Origin of the sequence: Stenotrophomonas sp. TWI1409 (assembly GCF_039673015.1) — a bacterium.
Lineage (GTDB): Bacteria > Pseudomonadota > Gammaproteobacteria > Xanthomonadales > Xanthomonadaceae > Stenotrophomonas > Stenotrophomonas maltophilia_A.
Genome location: NZ_JBDJKU010000024.1, coordinates 22,862 through 38,032 on the forward strand (window position 1 = coordinate 22,862; position 15,171 = coordinate 38,032).

15 protein-coding genes are annotated in these 15,171 nt (G+C 67.5%); 4 read left to right on the forward strand and 11 right to left on the reverse strand.

The genetic code is table 11. The features are described 5' to 3' along the window. Positions 1 to 56 precede the first annotated feature (56 nt). Together ABE423_RS10030 and ABE423_RS10035 are read right to left on the reverse strand one after the other, a co-directional pair. Complete coding sequence (locus tag ABE423_RS10030) at positions 57 to 326, reverse strand: GlsB/YeaQ/YmgE family stress response membrane protein (protein WP_049398791.1); 270 nt, start codon at positions 324 to 326, stop codon at positions 57 to 59. Between the two features lie 70 nt (positions 327 to 396). Then, the gene (locus ABE423_RS10035; protein WP_010483606.1) at positions 397 to 1,890 is read right to left on the reverse strand and encodes a M20 family metallopeptidase; all 1,494 of its coding nucleotides are present in this window, start codon (positions 1,888 to 1,890) and stop codon (positions 397 to 399) included. A 199-nt stretch (positions 1,891 to 2,089) separates the two neighbouring features. Here ABE423_RS10035 and ABE423_RS10040 point away from each other — a divergent pair, with 199 nt between their 5' ends. The 4 genes from ABE423_RS10040 (at position 2,090) to ABE423_RS10055 (ending at position 5,240) form a co-directional block, all read left to right on the forward strand. After that, positions 2,090 to 2,416 (forward strand): helix-hairpin-helix domain-containing protein, encoded by a 327-nt coding sequence (locus tag ABE423_RS10040; RefSeq protein WP_012510302.1) that lies wholly within the window; start codon positions 2,090 to 2,092, stop codon positions 2,414 to 2,416. A 352-nt stretch (positions 2,417 to 2,768) separates the two neighbouring features. Beyond that, positions 2,769 to 3,854: a L,D-transpeptidase gene (locus tag ABE423_RS10045; RefSeq protein WP_346485917.1), complete on the forward strand. Its 1,086-nt coding sequence runs from the start codon at positions 2,769 to 2,771 to the stop codon at positions 3,852 to 3,854. Positions 3,855 to 3,871: 17 nt separating this feature from the next. Then, on the forward strand, positions 3,872 to 4,597 hold the full coding sequence (locus ABE423_RS10050; RefSeq protein WP_004147404.1) for a murein L,D-transpeptidase catalytic domain family protein: 726 nt from the start codon (positions 3,872 to 3,874) through the stop codon (positions 4,595 to 4,597). A gap of 34 nt (positions 4,598 to 4,631) precedes the next feature. Then, complete coding sequence (locus tag ABE423_RS10055; RefSeq protein ID WP_180838136.1) at positions 4,632 to 5,240, forward strand: HutD family protein; 609 nt, start codon at positions 4,632 to 4,634, stop codon at positions 5,238 to 5,240. Between the two features lie 441 nt (positions 5,241 to 5,681). Here ABE423_RS10055 and ABE423_RS10060 read toward each other — a convergent pair whose 3' ends face one another. From ABE423_RS10060 to ABE423_RS10100, 9 genes are all read right to left on the reverse strand, one after another. Next, on the reverse strand, positions 5,682 to 7,286 hold the full coding sequence (locus ABE423_RS10060; protein WP_125894177.1) for a sulfite reductase subunit alpha: 1,605 nt from the start codon (positions 7,284 to 7,286) through the stop codon (positions 5,682 to 5,684). After that, the gene (locus ABE423_RS10065) at positions 7,283 to 8,254 is read right to left on the reverse strand and encodes an FAD:protein FMN transferase (RefSeq protein ID WP_346485920.1); all 972 of its coding nucleotides are present in this window, start codon (positions 8,252 to 8,254) and stop codon (positions 7,283 to 7,285) included. Before ABE423_RS10065 ends, ABE423_RS10060 begins: the two co-directional genes overlap by 4 nt. 55 nt (positions 8,255 to 8,309) lie before the next feature. Continuing rightward, positions 8,310 to 9,113: a DUF4198 domain-containing protein gene (locus tag ABE423_RS10070; RefSeq protein WP_071228078.1), complete on the reverse strand. Its 804-nt coding sequence runs from the start codon at positions 9,111 to 9,113 to the stop codon at positions 8,310 to 8,312. Between the two features lie 76 nt (positions 9,114 to 9,189). Then, entirely contained in the window at positions 9,190 to 9,708 is a 519-nt protein-coding gene (locus tag ABE423_RS10075) for a DUF2271 domain-containing protein (RefSeq protein WP_004147429.1), read from the reverse strand. 26 nt (positions 9,709 to 9,734) lie between these two features. After that, positions 9,735 to 10,373 (reverse strand): PepSY-associated TM helix domain-containing protein, encoded by a 639-nt coding sequence (locus tag ABE423_RS10080; protein WP_346485922.1) that lies wholly within the window; start codon positions 10,371 to 10,373, stop codon positions 9,735 to 9,737. Positions 10,374 to 10,583: 210 nt separating this feature from the next. After that, complete coding sequence (locus ABE423_RS10085) at positions 10,584 to 13,004, reverse strand: TonB-dependent receptor (protein WP_346485924.1); 2,421 nt, start codon at positions 13,002 to 13,004, stop codon at positions 10,584 to 10,586. Positions 13,005 to 13,150: 146 nt separating this feature from the next. Beyond that, positions 13,151 to 13,552: a hypothetical protein gene (locus ABE423_RS10090; RefSeq protein ID WP_125894185.1), complete on the reverse strand. Its 402-nt coding sequence runs from the start codon at positions 13,550 to 13,552 to the stop codon at positions 13,151 to 13,153. 164 nt (positions 13,553 to 13,716) lie between these two features. Next, complete coding sequence (locus ABE423_RS10095; RefSeq protein WP_346485926.1) at positions 13,717 to 14,394, reverse strand: Fe2+-dependent dioxygenase; 678 nt, start codon at positions 14,392 to 14,394, stop codon at positions 13,717 to 13,719. A gap of 10 nt (positions 14,395 to 14,404) precedes the next feature. Then, on the reverse strand, positions 14,405 to 15,124 hold the full coding sequence (locus ABE423_RS10100; protein ID WP_346485928.1) for a tetratricopeptide repeat protein: 720 nt from the start codon (positions 15,122 to 15,124) through the stop codon (positions 14,405 to 14,407). Positions 15,125 to 15,171: the final 47 nt, after the last annotated feature.

A 15,171-nucleotide genomic window follows, 5' to 3' on the forward strand; every position in this document is an offset into this window, starting at 1 on the left:
ATCCGGGCGCGCCGGGCGCGCCTACGTCGGGAACAGGAAGGGAAGAGGGTGCGGGATCAGCGGCGACCGCTGAACAGACGCAGGACGGCCAGCACGGCCACCGCGCCCAGCACCGCACCGAGGAAGCCGGCCGGCTCACCGGGGGCGTACCAGCCCATGTACTGGCCGAACCACCCGGCCAGCAGCGCGCCGATGATGCCCAGCACGATGGTCAGCAGGCAGCCCATGCGGTTGTTGCCGGGCATGAAGAATCGCCCGAGCAGGCCGACGAAGAAGCCGACCAGGATGATGTAGAGCCAGCTGCTGCTGCCGAACAGACCATTCATGCGCGCGATTTCCACCAAGGGTGGACGCAGCCTAGCAAGGCCAGGCTGCGTCCGTCACGGTGTGCCGGATTCAGCAGCAGCCGTGGTCGCCGTGGCGGGTGCCACTGTCGGCAGCCACCGGCGAACCGCTGGTCTCGCCGCGCAGGCTGGCGGCGTAGTGCTCGCTGATCACCTTGGACACGCAGGCGGTGACCTTCTTGCCCATCGGAATGTGCAGGAACTCGTTCGGGCCGTGTGCATTGGAGTGCGGGCCGAGCACGCCGGTGATCATGAACTGGGCGCCCGGGAACTTCTCACCCAGCATGCCCATGAACGGGATCGAGCCACCTTCGCCCATGTACATCGCCGGCTTGCCGAAGAAGGCCTGGCTGGCGTCGTCGATGGCCTGGGTCAGCCACGGCGCCATGGCCGGGGCGTTCCAGCCGGTGGAGGCCTTTTCCAGATCCAGAGTGACCTGCGCGCCGTTCGGCGGATCGCGCAGCAGCGCTTCCTTCAGCAGCTCACCGCAGGTCTTGCCATCGGCGGTCGGCGGCAGGCGCAGCGACAGCTTCACCGAGGTCTGCGGGCGCAGCACGTTGCCGGCCGATTCCAGCGCCGGCATGCCACCGACGCCGGTGACCGACAGTGCCGGGCGCCAGGTGCGGTTGAGCACCAGCTCGGTCAGGTCCTCGTTCATCGGACGCAGACCGTCGACCATCGGGAACTTCTCGAAGATCTCGGTATCGACCACTTCGGCGGCGCGCTTGGCCTGTTCCTGGCGCTCGGCCGGGATCTCAACGTTCATGCCGTCGATCAGGATGCGGCCGGTGTCCTGGTCCTCGATGCGCGACAGCAGCTGGCGCAGCAGGCGGAAGCTGGACGGCACCACGCCGGAGGCATCGCCGGAGTGCACGCCTTCGTTGAGCACCTTCACGGTGAAGTTGCCGCCGGTCAGGCCGCGCAGCGAGGTGGTGCACCACAGCTGGTCGTAGTTGGCGCAGCCCGAATCCAGGCAGACCACCAGCGACGGCTTGCCGATGCGGTCGGCGAGGTGGTCGACGTAGGCCGGCAGGTCATAGCTGCCCGACTCTTCACAGGCTTCGATCAGCACCACGCAGCGGGCGTGCGGCAGGCCCTGGGCCTGTAGTGCCAGCACCGCGGCCAGCGAGCCGAAGATGGCGTAGCCGTCGTCCGCACCGCCGCGGCCATACAGCTTGTCGCCGCGCAGGACCGGGGTCCACGGGCCGAGGTCGTCGTCCCAGCCGGTCATTTCCGGCTGCTTGTCGAGGTGGCCGTAGAGCAGGATGGTGTCGTCGCCGGTTTCGGCGCCGGTAGCCGGAATTTCCAGGAAGATCAGCGGGGTACGGCCTTCCAGGCGCACCACTTCAACCTTCAGGCCGGGCAGCTGCTGGGCCTTGGCCCAGTTCTCCATCAGGGTGACCGCCTGTTCCATGTAGCCGTTCTGCACCCAATTGGCGTCGAACATCGGCGACTTGTTGGGAATGCGGATGTAGTCGACCAACTGCGGGACGATTTCGCTGTCCCACTTGTCATTGACGAATTGGCCGAGCTTGGCGCTGTCCATCTGAAACTCCGGTTGCATGGGCTGATCCGGCCATTCTACGCCTGTGCCGCGGGTAGGGTTTTTCCTACATCACGTCGGGTATTTGGCTGGCTTTTAGAAATCCAGGAAACCGATAGGCTGTGTGCATGTGGTGACGGACACTGTTCCTACCGACGGGATTGCCGGTCGGGACGGCCAGAATCACAAGGAGATACACGTCGTGCCTTGGAGTGTCGTGTTGAGGGCACTGGTGCTGGTCGTGTGGATCGCTGGGGCGCATGCCGCCGAACCGATCGACATCAACCGCGCCGATGCCCAGGCGCTGCAGCAGGGATTGACGATGGTCGGAGCCGCCAAGGCCGAGGCGATCGTCGAGCACCGGCGCAGACACGGCCCGTTTCATCGCGTCGAGGACCTGACGCAGGTGAAGGGGATAGGGAAAGCAATCGTCGAACGGAATCGACAGCGGATCACCGTAGGCAACAGGTTGTTGCCGGCGGATCCGGTACCCGGATCGGTACCGGTGCGAACCGTACCGAGGCGCTGACAGCAGGAATCGTCGGAACCGGCAGGAGGCTGGTTCACCGGACACGGACAGGAAGGCCGTGACCACCGACCGCCGCAGGACGCGGCACCAATCACCAGGATGGTGGCATCACAGACCTGTGGAAGGGGCTGAGATACAAACAGGACAGACGCGGCCGCGTGCAGGATGCAACGCTACCCCCACAGCGCAGGATGCGAGGGGGCGGCAGCAGGCCGACAAGGACGTAACGATTGCCCGGTACGACACATGGCTGTGTCGCCGGGCAGTTTCATTTCCGGCGCCTGGTTTTGCCGCGGCCACCACGGGTCGATGGTGTACGGTGGCCGCACCGCATGGAAAGGACCCCCGCTGGATGCTTCTGCACCGCCCCACCACCCTGATGCTCGCCCTTGCACTGGCTCTGCCGCTGCTGGGCCATGCCGCTGCGCCGACGCCGGCCGCCAAGCCTGCCGCTGCCGCAGCCAGCAGCGCCGAAGTGCGCGGACCGACCGACCTCAAGCCGGGCGAATACCTGTGGCATCCGGAAATTTCACCGACCGGCCCGATCGTGCTGGTGGTCAGCCTCGATGAGCAGCGCGCGTACGTGTACCGCAACGGCATTGCCATCGGCCTGACCACGATCAGCTCGGGCAAGGCTGGGCATGAGACGCCGACCGGCGTGTTCACCATCCTGCAGAAGGACAAGGACCACAAGTCCAACCTCTACAACAGCGCGCCGATGCCCTACATGCAGCGGCTGACCTGGGACGGCATCGCCCTGCATGGCGGCAGCCTGCCCGGTCATCCGGCCTCGCATGGCTGCGTGCGGCTGCCGCAGGCCTTCGCGCAGAAGCTGTTCAGTGAAACCCAGCGCGGCGATACCGTGGTCGTGGCCGATGCCAAGAGCTCGCCGATGACGCTGGCCTATCCGTCGGTGCTGGCACCGGTCAACGCGCGCGGCCAGGCCCTTCCGGAAACCGAAGGTGGGGCCCCGGCGCAGGCCTGGTGGGATGACGCCGCGGCGCCGGCCGGGCAGGTCGGCATCCTGGTCAGCTTGCACGACCAGCGCCTGTACGTGCTGCGCGATGGCGTGATGATCGGCGAGTCGCCGCTGAAGGCCGACGCCCTGCCGGCGTTCCAGGGCACCACCCTGTTCGTGATGGGGCAGGGCTACAGCGATACGCCCAGCCCGCTGGACGCGAACAAGCGCCTGCACCAGTGGACGGCCTATCCGCTGCTGGGCCAGGACCGTGCCCAGGCCACGCCGGACCTGCTGGCCACGCCCTCGCTGCCGATGGCGTTGCCGGCCGATTTCGCCCGCCAGCTGTACCAGGTGCTGGTACCGGGCACGACCTTGCTGGTGACCTCGCTGCCGGCGGTCCGCCCAAGCCCGGCTGAATCCGGAATGCAGCCGGTCTTGGAATCCGAGCCGCCAGGGTCCACCCTCAAGGGCAACTGAGTCCCTTCGTTGTGCCCATGACTGCATCCCGCCTGTGCCGGCTGGCCGCGTTCGGCCTGCTGGCGACCTCGGCCAGTGCTCCGGCGCTGGCACAGACGCCCGCCCTTGCCACCAGTGCTGATGATCTGGCCGCCTTGCTGTCGCGCAGTGCGCCCAAGGCCGACCGCCACGTATTGCAACTGGCGGCGCACGCCATGCGCTGCGCGCTGCAGCGGCCGGAGCTGGGCATCAATGGTGATCGCCTCAGCGTGATCGATTATTCGCGGCCGTCCACCGAGCCGCGCCTGTGGGTGTTCGACCTGGCCCACCAGCGCCTGCTGTTCGAGGAATGGGTGGCGCATGGCCGCAACAGCGGTGAGAACCGCACCGAACACTTCTCCAACCGCGATGGCAGCTTCATGTCCAGTCTTGGCGCGTTCACCGCGCAGGAGACCTACATGGGCGGCAATGGGTACTCGCTGCGTCTGGCCGGGCTGGAACCGGGCTTCAACGACCGCGCGCGCGAACGCGCCATCGTCATCCACGGCGCCCCCTACGTGAACCCGGCGACCGCGCAGCTGCAGGGACGGCTCGGCCGCAGCCTGGGCTGCCCTGCGGTACGCCTGTCGGTGGCCAAGCCGCTGATCGACGCATTGCGTGGCGGCACGATGGTGTTCGCCTACTACCCCGACCAGGACTGGCTGAAGCACTCGCAGCTGCTGGGCGGTGAGTGTGGTGGCCAGGGCACGCTCGCCACGCGGTGATGCATGACGGCGCGCGGCATGATGCAATGCGCCGATGAACATCGACTCCCTGCTGCACACTCCGAGCCAGGTGATCTCCCGCCTGGACTATCGCCGCGAACGCTGGCGCAACGGCCTGGGCTGGACCCGCGAGATCCTGCGACTGCCGGCGCAGGGTGATGACTGGGCGCTACGCCTGTCGGTGGCCGAGATCGAACAGGACGCCGCGTTCTCTGCTTTCCCCGGCGTGGAGCGCGAACTGGTGCTGCTGCAGGGCAATGGCGTGCGCCTGCGTTTCGAGGATGGCCGGGTGGCCGAGGTGCTGCCACCGCACGGGCGTGTGCGTTTTGCCGGTGAGGAAGCGCTGCACGGCGAACTGGTCGATGGCACCACCCACGACTTCAACCTGATGTGGAAGCGCGAGCTGCTGCAGGCCGAACTGCTGCACCGGCCGCTGGTGGGCACGATGTTCTTCTTCTGCGAACCGGGCGTTGCCTGGGCGCTGCATCTGCTGGCTGGTCAGGCGGAGTTCGGTGCAGATAGCGGCTTGCCGGCGCTGCAGGCGGGAGACACTGCGTGGTTGGCGGCCGGTGAACGGCAGCGGCACGCGTTGCAGGGCGGTGGCGAGTTGCTGGCGATACGGGTCAGTGCAGCGGCGGGATGATTCCTGGGCGCCGGTGGCTCGATTCACGCATGGCGTGGATCTACTGGGTGTGGTTGCCACCACGCCTGGACACGCCGTTGTAGATCCACGCCATGCGTGGATGGGGCCACCGACACCGCGTCACGGTGCGAACCAAGGTTCGCACCCACCAGAATGCGGTTCGCGCCAGCCGAATCTGTTCAGTAGATCCACGCCATGCGTGGATGCGGCCACCGACACCGCGTCATGGTGCGAACCAAGGTTCGCACCCACCAGAAAGCGGTTCGCGCCAGCCGAATCTGTTCAGTAGATCCACGCCATGCGTGGATGCGGCCGCCGATACCGCGTCATGGTGCGAACCAAGGTTCGCACCCACCAGAAAGCGGTTCGCACCCACCAGAAGGCGATTCGCATCCGCTGAAGTGGAGCAGTACATCCACGCCATGCGTGGATGCGGCGGCCTCAATACACATCGCGCCGGTAACGACCGGCCAGCAACAGCGCTTCCTTGCCCGCGGTACCCAGCACCTGCTCGATCACTGCATCCACCGCCGGGGCCATGCCCTGCAGGCTGCCGCAGACCAGGATCGTGGCGCCTTCATCCACCCACTGGCGCAGCGTTGCCGCTTCGGCCAGCAGCCGGTCCTGCACATAGCGGTGCGCACCGCCATCGCGGCTGAACACTGCATCCAACCGCACCAGCGTGCCGTCGGCCAGCATCGCCTGCAGTTCTTCACCGAAGTGGAAGTCATGCGCGGCGGTGCGCTCACCGAACAGCAGCCAGGTGCGGCGTGCGCCACTGCGTACGCGTTCGTGCAGATGCGCGCGCAGGCCGGCGATGCCGGTGCCGTTGCCGATCAGCAGCAGCGGCACGTCGGCGGGCGCGCCATGGAAATTGTCGTTGCGGCGCAGACGCAGCTGTACCGGTTCGCCGATGGCAGCGTGGTCGCACAGCCAGCCGCTGCCGATGCCGGGTGTACCGTCAGCGCGCAGCTGGCGGCGCAGCAGCAGCTCAACCGCACCGTCGGCCATGACCGAGGCGATGGAATACTCGCGATGCGGCAGCGGTTGCAGGGTCGCCAGCAAGGCAGGCAGATCACCCGGGGGAACCAATGAGGGCAGGTGCGAGCGCGCGACGCGTGCCAGCAACGTCTGCCCGTCATCCAGCACGGTGTCCGCGTCGAAGCGTTGTGCATCCAGCCATGCACGCACGGTGTGCGATGCGTGCTGCGGGCCGATCTCGGCGATGTCACCGGCCTGCCACTGCGCATTTGCATCGGCCGGTGGCTGCAGGCGCAACCAGTACACCGGACCACCGGGGCTGCCCGGGTTCAGATGCTCGCGTTGCAGCAGCGTCCACGGCTGGTACTCGGCCGGACTCCAGTCGGGCAGTTCGCTGGCGTTACCGCCGAGTTGTCCCAGCAACTGTTGCCAATGACGCAGCGCTGCCGGATCGGCGTTGTCGACCTCGATGGCGTCGAACAGCGGATGCGCGCCGTGTTGGCGCAGCCAAGTGTCCAGCTGGTGGCCGAATCCGCAGAAGTGGCCATAGCTGCGGTCGCCCAGCGCGAGCACCCCGTAGTGCAGGTGCTGCAGCGGGGGCGGGGTGGCCATCACCCCGCGCAGGAACGGCAGGGCGTGGTCGGGTGGATCGCCTTCGCCGGTGGTGCTGGCAATAAACAGCGCGCGCTGGCTGGAAGCCAGCAGTGCTGCATCCACCTCATGCAGTCCGCGCACGCGCACTGGCGCGCCGGCACCGCGCAGGGCCTCGGCGCTGCGTTCGGCCAGTTCGCGGGCGAAGCCGGTCTGGCTGGACCAGACCAGCAGGATGGGCGCGGTGTCTCCGGTTGCGGCGTCGTCGCGCGGGCGCCCACGCCACCACAGGGCCGCGCAGGCCAGCGCATACAGCACCGTGGCGAGCACCGCGATCTGCGACTGCCGCGCCGGTGGTGCGCCCCGCCACCACGCTTCGCCGAGATGCAGGCGAAGCAGTGCCCAGCCGATCGCTGCCAGCAGGAGCAGAACCAGTGCGTTGCCGAGCCAGGCGCGCGATGGACGTGCGCTCATGCGTCCTGCTCGTCGAGCAGGCGCTGGAAGGCGCTGCTGAGAAATTCCTGCGGGCCGTCTGCCGCACGCTGCAGGTAGCGCGCAGCCAGTCCTTCGCGCTCGGCCAGTGCCATGCCCTGTTCGCGACCGAGTACGGTCAGTGCGGTGGCCCAGGCATCGGCGTGCATGGCGTCGTCGGCCACCACGGTTACTGCCGCGGCAACCTGCCGCACCGGTCTGCCGGAGCGCGGGTCCAGGCTGTGACTGTAGGCCTCGCCATCGGCCTGATACTGGTGCCAGCGATCGCCGGAGGTGGCCACCGCCTTGCCGTCCAGTGCCAGCACGCGTGGTGGGGTATCGGTGTGCGCGTCTTCTTCGGGTGCGGATTCCACCAGCACCCGCCACGGCTGGCCGTCCGGTTTGCGGCCGTAGCCGGCCAGTTCGCCGCCGACTTCGATCAGCGCGGCAGTGATGCCTTGTCCACGCAACCAGGCGGCCACGTGATCGACGCCGAAGCCCTTGGCGATCGCAGAGAGATCCAGTTCCAGTCCACCCGGTTGCAGCAGCGCATCGTCCTGCCACTGCAGGCGCTGCCAACCGCAGCGATCACGCGTGGCCTGCAGGGTAGCGTCGTCGGGCTGGCGGCGTTCACCGGCATGTGCACCGAAGCCCCACAGTGCAACCAGCGGACCGATGGTGGGATCGAAGGCGCCGTCACTGGCGGAAGCGATGGCCTGTGCGCAGACCAGAACGTGACGGGTTTCGGCCGGCAACGCGCACCATTGGCCGGCGTCGGCGCGGTTGTAGCGGCTTAGATCCGAGCCGGGTTCCCAGGTGCTCATCTGCGCGACCACCTCATCCAGCTGCGCCTGGATGCCAGCGTGCAGCGGGTGCAGGTCGCGCTGGCGCGACGCGACCAGCGACACACTCCAGGTGGTGCCCATGGTGGTGCCACCGAGGCGGGCGATGTCGAGCAGGGGATCGGTCATGGTGGTGTGCTGCAGGCGCGATGCCGGGGCGTGCCCGGCATCGCGGTCCACGTCATTACTGCGGCAGCACTTCCAGCGTGGCGACGTAGCTCAGGCGGCGCTTGGCGGCCTGCTTCACCGAGGTCTTGTTGTCTTCGGTGCCGGTCTCCAGCCAGTACATGCCGGCTTCCGGCCAGGTCACCTTGATCTCACCCTTGGCATCGCTGGTGACCTTCAGCTCGTCCTGCGCGTTGCGGTAGCGGGTGGCGCCACGCACGATCTCGAACTCCAGGCCGGCGGTCGGCTTGCCGTCGACCAGCACGCGGAAGGTGGCTTCCTCGCCGGCGAACAGATCGTTCGGGTGGCCGACGGCGACCAGCTCGATGCCACGGTTGGTCGGCTTCAGCGCGGTGTCGTTCGGGGCGCCGTTGGTGACGAAGGTCTCCACGCGGCCGACCGACTGGCTCACTTCCAGCTTCTTCGCATCCTTGGGCAGTTCGCCGAAGGTGGCGACGCTGCCGCGCCAGCGCTTGCGCTCGCCGTTCTGCTCGTAGGTGGCGAACAGGCCGTCATTGACCGACGCGATGCGGTAGGTGCCCGGCTGCTTCAGCTCGACATCGAACACGCTGCGGTACTTGCCGGTGGACGCGTTCTGCGGTTGCACGGTGCTGCCGTCCGGCGCGGTGATCACCAGCGACTCCAGACGCAGCGGCACGTGGTTGAAATAGAACAGGTCGTTGGAGACCGCACCGTCGACGGTGATCCACGGCGCATTGCCGGCGATCACGGTCTGCGAGGGCAGCAGCCAGGCCTTGTGGGCCAGGGCGGAGAAGGGAAGGGCAGCGGCCAGAGCGGCGGCGAGGACGAGCGTGCGCTTCATGCGGAAGACTCCAGGTGGATGCAGGGTGGTGCGGCGAGAGGAGGGGAATTACGACTTAATCCCCTCCGTCCCCTTTTCAGGGTTTGACGGCGAGGGTGACCTGGCCCAGTTCGGTGGCGCCCTGCGCCTTGCCGTTCTGCGCGGCGGTGGCCGGCCAGGTGAAGGGGATCTTCAGCAGCTCGCGGCCGCCGACTTCGCGCACCGCTTCCACCACCAGGGTGTAGTTGCCCGGAGCCAGCTGCTTCAGCGCCGGCTGCTTGTCGTTGAACGACAGCGCGTGCTTGCCGGCCGGGCGGGTCGGGCCGGTCACGCCGTCCACCGGTACCTGCAGGGTGCGGCCGCTCTTGCGCCACCACTGGCGCAGGTCCGGCAGCCACTTGGTGCCGTGGCCTTCGCTGTTGCTGGTCTGCTGGTACCAGACCGACAGGTTGGCCGCGACCTTCTGGTCGGCGCCTTCCAGCCACACCGCCACATACGGGCGGTGGTACTCGGCCACGTTGAGCTTGGGCACTTCGACGTTGATGTCGAGGGTGGTGGCATAGGCCGGCGAGGTGGCCAGCAGGCCGCTGAGGGCGATGGTCAGGGTGACGCGCATGGGGCGGCTCCGGAAACGAAGGAAAGTCAGTGGATCAGCAGCAGGGCGATCAGCAGCGGGATCATCAGGCCGAGGCCGACCAGCGGCCAGGTCATGCGCCGCTGCCGTGCATGCAGGTGAAGCAGGAACAGGCCGGTGATGCAGAACACCAGGCAGGCCACGGCGAACAGGTCCAGGAACCAGCGCCACGCTGGGCCCGCGTTGCGGCCCTTGTGCAGGTCGTTGAGGTAGGACACCGCGCCGCGCGAGGTTGATTCGTACTCCACCGCGCCGGTCGCGCGATCGATGCTCAGCCAGGCGTCGCCACCCGGGCGTGGCAGTGACAGGTAGATCTCTTCAGCCGACCACTCGGCCGGGCGCCCGCCGATGGCGATGCCCAGCTGCGTGTCCAGCCATTGCCGGGCCGGGCGCGGGATCGGCGCGTTGCCGTCCTCGCGCGTGCCCAGCTGGCCCAGCAGCGCGGCCGGCAGTTCCAGATGCTGGTTCTGCACCTCGGGCTTGGCCTCGATCTTCGCGGCATGGTTGAGGGTCAGGCCGGTCACCGCAAACAGCAGCATGCCGATCAGGCACACCGCCGAGCTGATCCAGTGCCACTGGTGCAGCGTCCGCAGCCAGAAGCCACGGTTCTGTTGCTGCTGCACGGTGGAAGAGGCAGGACGGCTCACGGCACGGTTCGAGGCGGACGAGGACTGCCCATTACATCATTGATGAGAATAGCTCGCAATTGCGTGTCGTTCTGTATCCCTGGGGGGAATTGCCGGCCAGCGGCCGGCACTACGGACTGGCCGGCAATCCCACGGATCAGTAGATCCACGCCATGCGTGGATGGAGCGGTGCCGACCAAGGTCGGCACCCGCCAGGGCAGGGCGCAGAGATCAGAACTTCGCGTTCAACGAAATCCAGTAGCTGCGGCGCTGGTCCTTGGTCGCGTAGTCGTCCACGCAGCTGAACTCGCTGGGATTGAGCAGCAGGCACGACTGCGAAACGAAGTCCTTGTCGAACAGGTTGTTGACCCGTGCGTTGACCGTCAGCCACGGCGTGGCCTTCCAGCTGCCACCGAGATGGAAGATCGTGTAGTCCTCGTAGTAGCGCACGTGGCGGGCGCCGGCACTGTCGATGAGGGTGTCGCGATAGCGGTCGTAGCGGCCTTCGCCGATCAGCGACAGGCTGACCGCTTCGTTGATCTGCCAGTTGAGGCTGGCGTTGGCCATGTGCTTTGCCGGCGTGGTGCCAGAGATCGGGCGCCCTTTGTCGGGGCCGCTGGTCTGTTCGCTCTTGGTCCAGGTGTAGTTGCCGCGCAGCTGCAGGTTGTCGAGCAGGTCGACGTGGCCGGCCAGTTCCGCACCGCGGGTCTCGGCCTTGTCGATGTTCACGCTCTGGGTGAAGGTGCTGTAGCCCAGTGCTGCCCAGCCCGGGCCGATGTCCACGCAGTAACCGCTGCCGGCGCGGGCCACTTCGCAGTTCGGGAACGTGCCGCCGCTGGCGATCTTGTCTTCGAACTTGTTGAAGAAGCCGGTGACATTGAAGCCCCAGCGCTGGCCTTCGTAGTACGCGGCCAGCTCGTAGTTGGTGCTGGTTTCAGGCTTCAGGTTCGGCGAACCCACCAGCGGCAGCACGCCCTGGCCACCGAAGCCGGTGATGCCCGGGAACAGCTGATCCGGTCGCGGGGTCTTGTAGCCGGTGCTGACGCCACCCTTGAAGGTCCAGGCGTCAGTGGCGTTCCACACCAGGTAGCCGCGCGGGCTGACATGGCTGCCGAACACGTTGTGGTCGTCGTAGCGCAGGCCGAAGGTGGCGGTGAGGGTGTCGGTCAGCGACCAGTTGTCCTCGGCGAACAGCGCCCACATGCGGTGCTTCTGCTTGGTGTTGCTGCGGTAGCCGGCGCCATCCATGCCGAACACGCCGTCGATCATGTCGGTGTCGTTGTACTGGCCGCCGACGGTCAGCTTGTGCGCGCCGAAGTCGAGGTCGAGCATGGTGTCGAGCACGTAGCCTTCCAGCTCCATGGTGCGCAGCGGACGCGGCAGGAATGCCTTCAGGCGTGCCATTTCACTTGGGTTGAGGGCGGCCAGTGCATTGCCGCGGCCGGCCGCGCAGTTGTTGGCGCCGCCGGTGCGGCGGCAGACGTCGTTCCACAGTGTCTGCAGGTTGGTGCGTTCGTCCAGGGTCAGCGGCAGCGAGCGGCCCAGGTTGCTGCTCTTGCTGTGGGTCAGCGAGGTCTGCCAGGTACCGAAGCTGTAACGGCCCTGGTGGGTCAGCGACAACTGGTCGCGCTCGTATCGCTGGTAGGCGGTGTAGCCCACGCGCGGCTGCACCACGCGGCGGGTGACGGTGCCGCTGCCGTTCGGGTTGGGGATGACGGCATTGCCGACGCGCCAAAGGCTGGCCAGGCTGTCGAGGGTGCCGGTCTGGCCCTCGCTGTTGTCGTACTTCTGCCGCGACACGTCGTAGTCAAGCCACAGTTCGTGGTCATCGTTGACGTGGAAGTTCAGCCGCACACCGGTGTTCCAGTTGGTGTTGGCCACCGACTTGCCGCCGCCACCGAAGCCGATGCTGCGCTCCCACAGGCTGCCGTCCGGCAGGGTCAGTGCATCCCACTCCGGATTGGAGGCCTTGGCGTCGTAGTAGCTGCCGCGTACTGCCAGGCTCAGGCGGTCCTTGACCAGCGGGCCGCTGAGGTAGACGTCGGTGGTGCGTGCATCGCCGAACTGATCGTCCTGCTGCACGGTGAAGCCCTGGGTGAGCGCGCCGTGCCAGCTGTCCTGGTTGCGACGGGTGATGATGTTGATCACGCCGCCCATTGCATCCGAGCCGTACAGCGTGGACATCGGGCCGCGCACCACTTCAATGCGCTCGATGGCATCCAGCGGCGGCAGGTAGGCGAACTGGCCACCGCCGAAGTTGTTCGGATACAGCTGGCCGACATTGCTCTGGCGGCGGCCGTCGATCAGCACCAGGGTGTACTCGGAGGGCAGGCCGCGCATCGAGATGGTGGCACGGCCGTTCTTGTCGCTGGCTTCCAGGCCGACGTCGATGCCTTCAACGTCGCGCAGCGCGTCGACCAGATTGGTGTACGGGCGCTTGCTGAGTTCTTCGCGGCTGACCACGCTGATGCTGGCCGGTGCATCGACCACCTTCTGCTCAAAGCCGGAGGCGGTGACCACCACCTTGTCCAGCGTCTGTGGCGCGCCGGAAGCGTCACCGTGGGCGAAGGCTGGGGCGGTCATGGCTGCCAGCACGGCGCTGGTCAGCAGGGTACGGGACAGGGACGAACGGACACGATGGCGCTGGGCCATGGCAGTAACCTCGAAGGATGCAGGGTGGTGCAATGCCAAGCGCGAACGGCGCGGCATGCACGGGGAGGCCCGGTCAGGGGCGGCAGGGATGAAGCAGGCAGCGGCGTGCGGGCACGACCGCGCAGGCGGTCACGCGGGGCCGTGAATCAGGCGAGCGGCGGCGCCTGGCCGCGTTGCTGGCGGCGCCCGGGCGCGTCGGCCCAGGGCGTGTCCGGAGCGGCCAGCGGCCAGTCCGGGCGCACGCCGGGCATGGCCGGCGTGGCGGGTACGAGTTCAAGCTCGGTGCGCAGCCATTGGCTGGCCAGCAGCAACGGCGGGCGCGCCTTCTCGGCCGATTTCACCGGGGCGGCAGCACAGCGGCGCAGTTTGGCCGGTGCTTCTTCCTGCGGGGACGCTTCGCCACCGCGCTCTTCCAGCGGCATCTGCACGGCCATTCCGGCCCGGCCGTGTGGCAGCAGCGGCAGGGTGCCCAGCAGCAAAGCCAGCATCGCCACCCACGCCAGCAGACTGGCCAGCGCAGGACGCTGGCCGCGCATGGCGGTGCCCATCTTGCGATGGATGAGTGGGCGAGGGCGAAGCGGGCGCAGCAAGCAGGGGTCCCCAGGGGTCTGCCGGCAGCGGCCGGCATCAACGGGGCGTGATTGTAATGAGAGCTGTTAGCTGTTGCAAATGAGAATGATTGCTAAATTGTCGCGGGTCGGCCGGATGGGGCTCAGACTTCGCTCCAGCGTCGCAGCAGGTTGTGGTACACGCCGGTCAGCTGCAGCACCGCCTCGGCGTCACCGCCGGTCTGCCGCAGGCGCTCGATCGAGCCATCCATTTCCCACAGCAGGCGGCGCTGCACATCGTCGCGGATCATGCTCTGTACCCAGAAGAACGAGGCCACGCGCGCACCGCGGGTGACCGGCCGCACCTGGTGCAGGCTGCTGGACGGATACACGATCAGGTCGCCGGCCGGCAGCTTTACCTCGTGCTCGCCGTAGGTATCGCTGATGATCAGCTCGCCGCCTTCGTATTCGTCCGGATCGGACAGGAACAGGGTGCAGGAGATGTCCGAGCGCAGTTGCTCGCCGTTGGCCAGGTTCATCACCGCACCATCGACGTGGAAGCCATAGGTGCCGCCCCCGCTGTAGCGGTTGAAGCGCGGCGGCAGGTACTTCAGCGGCAGCGCTGCGCTGAAGAACAGCGGGTGCCGGGCCAGCGCGACGAGGATGATCTCGCCGAGTTCGCGGCGCAGCGGCGAGGCCTCGGGCAGCTGCTGGTTATGCTTGGCCTGTGCGCCCAGATGCCCCACGGTTTCGCGGCCATCGGTCCAGTCGGCGGCATCCAGTCGGCGGCGGAAGTCGGCAACCTGGTCGGCGCTGAGAATATCGGGGATGTGCAGCAGCATGCGGGACTCCTCAGAGGGACGGCGGTGCGACCAGGGCGCGCACCTGCGGATGCGGCGACGCGGCCAGTTCCGGCACGATGTGCGCCATGAACGCCGGGCTGCCGTGGGCCAGTGCAAGCCGCAGCCAGTGCACGGCCTGCTCGATCTGACCGGCCTGTAGCAGGATGGAGGCGTAGTTGGCCTGGCCGCGGAAATCGCCGGTCTCGGCCGCGCGCCGGTACCAGCCCAGGGCGGCCTGCGGATCGCGTTCGATCTCCAGGCCGTCTTCGAGGTGGCGGGCCAGCAGGTTCATCGATTTGGCATGGCCCAGGTGTGCGGCACGGGTATACAGGGCCAATGCCTGCGCGCGGTCCTGGGTCACGCCGCGGCCGGTGGCCAGCAGGTTGGCCAGGTTGTACAGGCCCCAGTCCAGCCCGCTATCGGCCGCGCGCCGGTACCACACCGCGGCCAGCACCGGATCGGGCGCGGTGCCCTGGCCCAGTTCGTGGCAGCGGCCCAGCATGTTCATCGCCATCGACGCGCCGTTGTTGGCGGCGGTTTCGTACCAGAGCAGTGCCGCCGAGGCGTCCTGTGTGGTGCCTTTGCCTTCCATATGCATCTGCGCGAGCAGCAGTTGTGCATCGACCTGTCCAGCCTGCGCGGCGTCGCGCACGCGTGCGAACGCGGCCTGCGGATCGTGCTGCAGGAGCTCGGCCAGGGCGTCGCTGTCGATGGGGGTACGGGTTGCCATGAGGTGAGTATCGCCGGAAACAAAAACGGCGGCAGGAGAGCCTGCCG

Excerpts from the sequence above, each read along its gene's own strand:
- ABE423_RS10030 (WP_049398791.1), bottom strand. The coding sequence starts at position 326 with ATGAATGGTCTGTTCGGCAGCAGCAGCTGGCTCTACATCATCCTGGTC.
- ABE423_RS10035 (WP_010483606.1), bottom strand. The coding sequence starts at position 1,890 with ATGGACAGCGCCAAGCTCGGCCAATTCGTCAATGACAAGTGGGACAGC.
- ABE423_RS10045 (WP_346485917.1), top strand. The coding sequence starts at position 2,769 with ATGCTTCTGCACCGCCCCACCACCCTGATGCTCGCCCTTGCACTGGCT.
- ABE423_RS10050 (WP_004147404.1), top strand. The coding sequence starts at position 3,872 with ATGACTGCATCCCGCCTGTGCCGGCTGGCCGCGTTCGGCCTGCTGGCG.
- ABE423_RS10055 (WP_180838136.1), top strand. The coding sequence starts at position 4,632 with ATGAACATCGACTCCCTGCTGCACACTCCGAGCCAGGTGATCTCCCGC.
- ABE423_RS10060 (WP_125894177.1), bottom strand. The coding sequence starts at position 7,286 with ATGAGCGCACGTCCATCGCGCGCCTGGCTCGGCAACGCACTGGTTCTG.
- ABE423_RS10065 (WP_346485920.1), bottom strand. The coding sequence starts at position 8,254 with ATGACCGATCCCCTGCTCGACATCGCCCGCCTCGGTGGCACCACCATG.
- ABE423_RS10070 (WP_071228078.1), bottom strand. The coding sequence starts at position 9,113 with ATGAAGCGCACGCTCGTCCTCGCCGCCGCTCTGGCCGCTGCCCTTCCC.
- ABE423_RS10075 (WP_004147429.1), bottom strand. The coding sequence starts at position 9,708 with ATGCGCGTCACCCTGACCATCGCCCTCAGCGGCCTGCTGGCCACCTCG.
- ABE423_RS10085 (WP_346485924.1), bottom strand. The coding sequence starts at position 13,004 with ATGGCCCAGCGCCATCGTGTCCGTTCGTCCCTGTCCCGTACCCTGCTG.
- ABE423_RS10090 (WP_125894185.1), bottom strand. The coding sequence starts at position 13,552 with ATGGGCACCGCCATGCGCGGCCAGCGTCCTGCGCTGGCCAGTCTGCTG.
- ABE423_RS10095 (WP_346485926.1), bottom strand. The coding sequence starts at position 14,394 with ATGCTGCTGCACATCCCCGATATTCTCAGCGCCGACCAGGTTGCCGAC.
- ABE423_RS10100 (WP_346485928.1), bottom strand. The coding sequence starts at position 15,124 with ATGGCAACCCGTACCCCCATCGACAGCGACGCCCTGGCCGAGCTCCTG.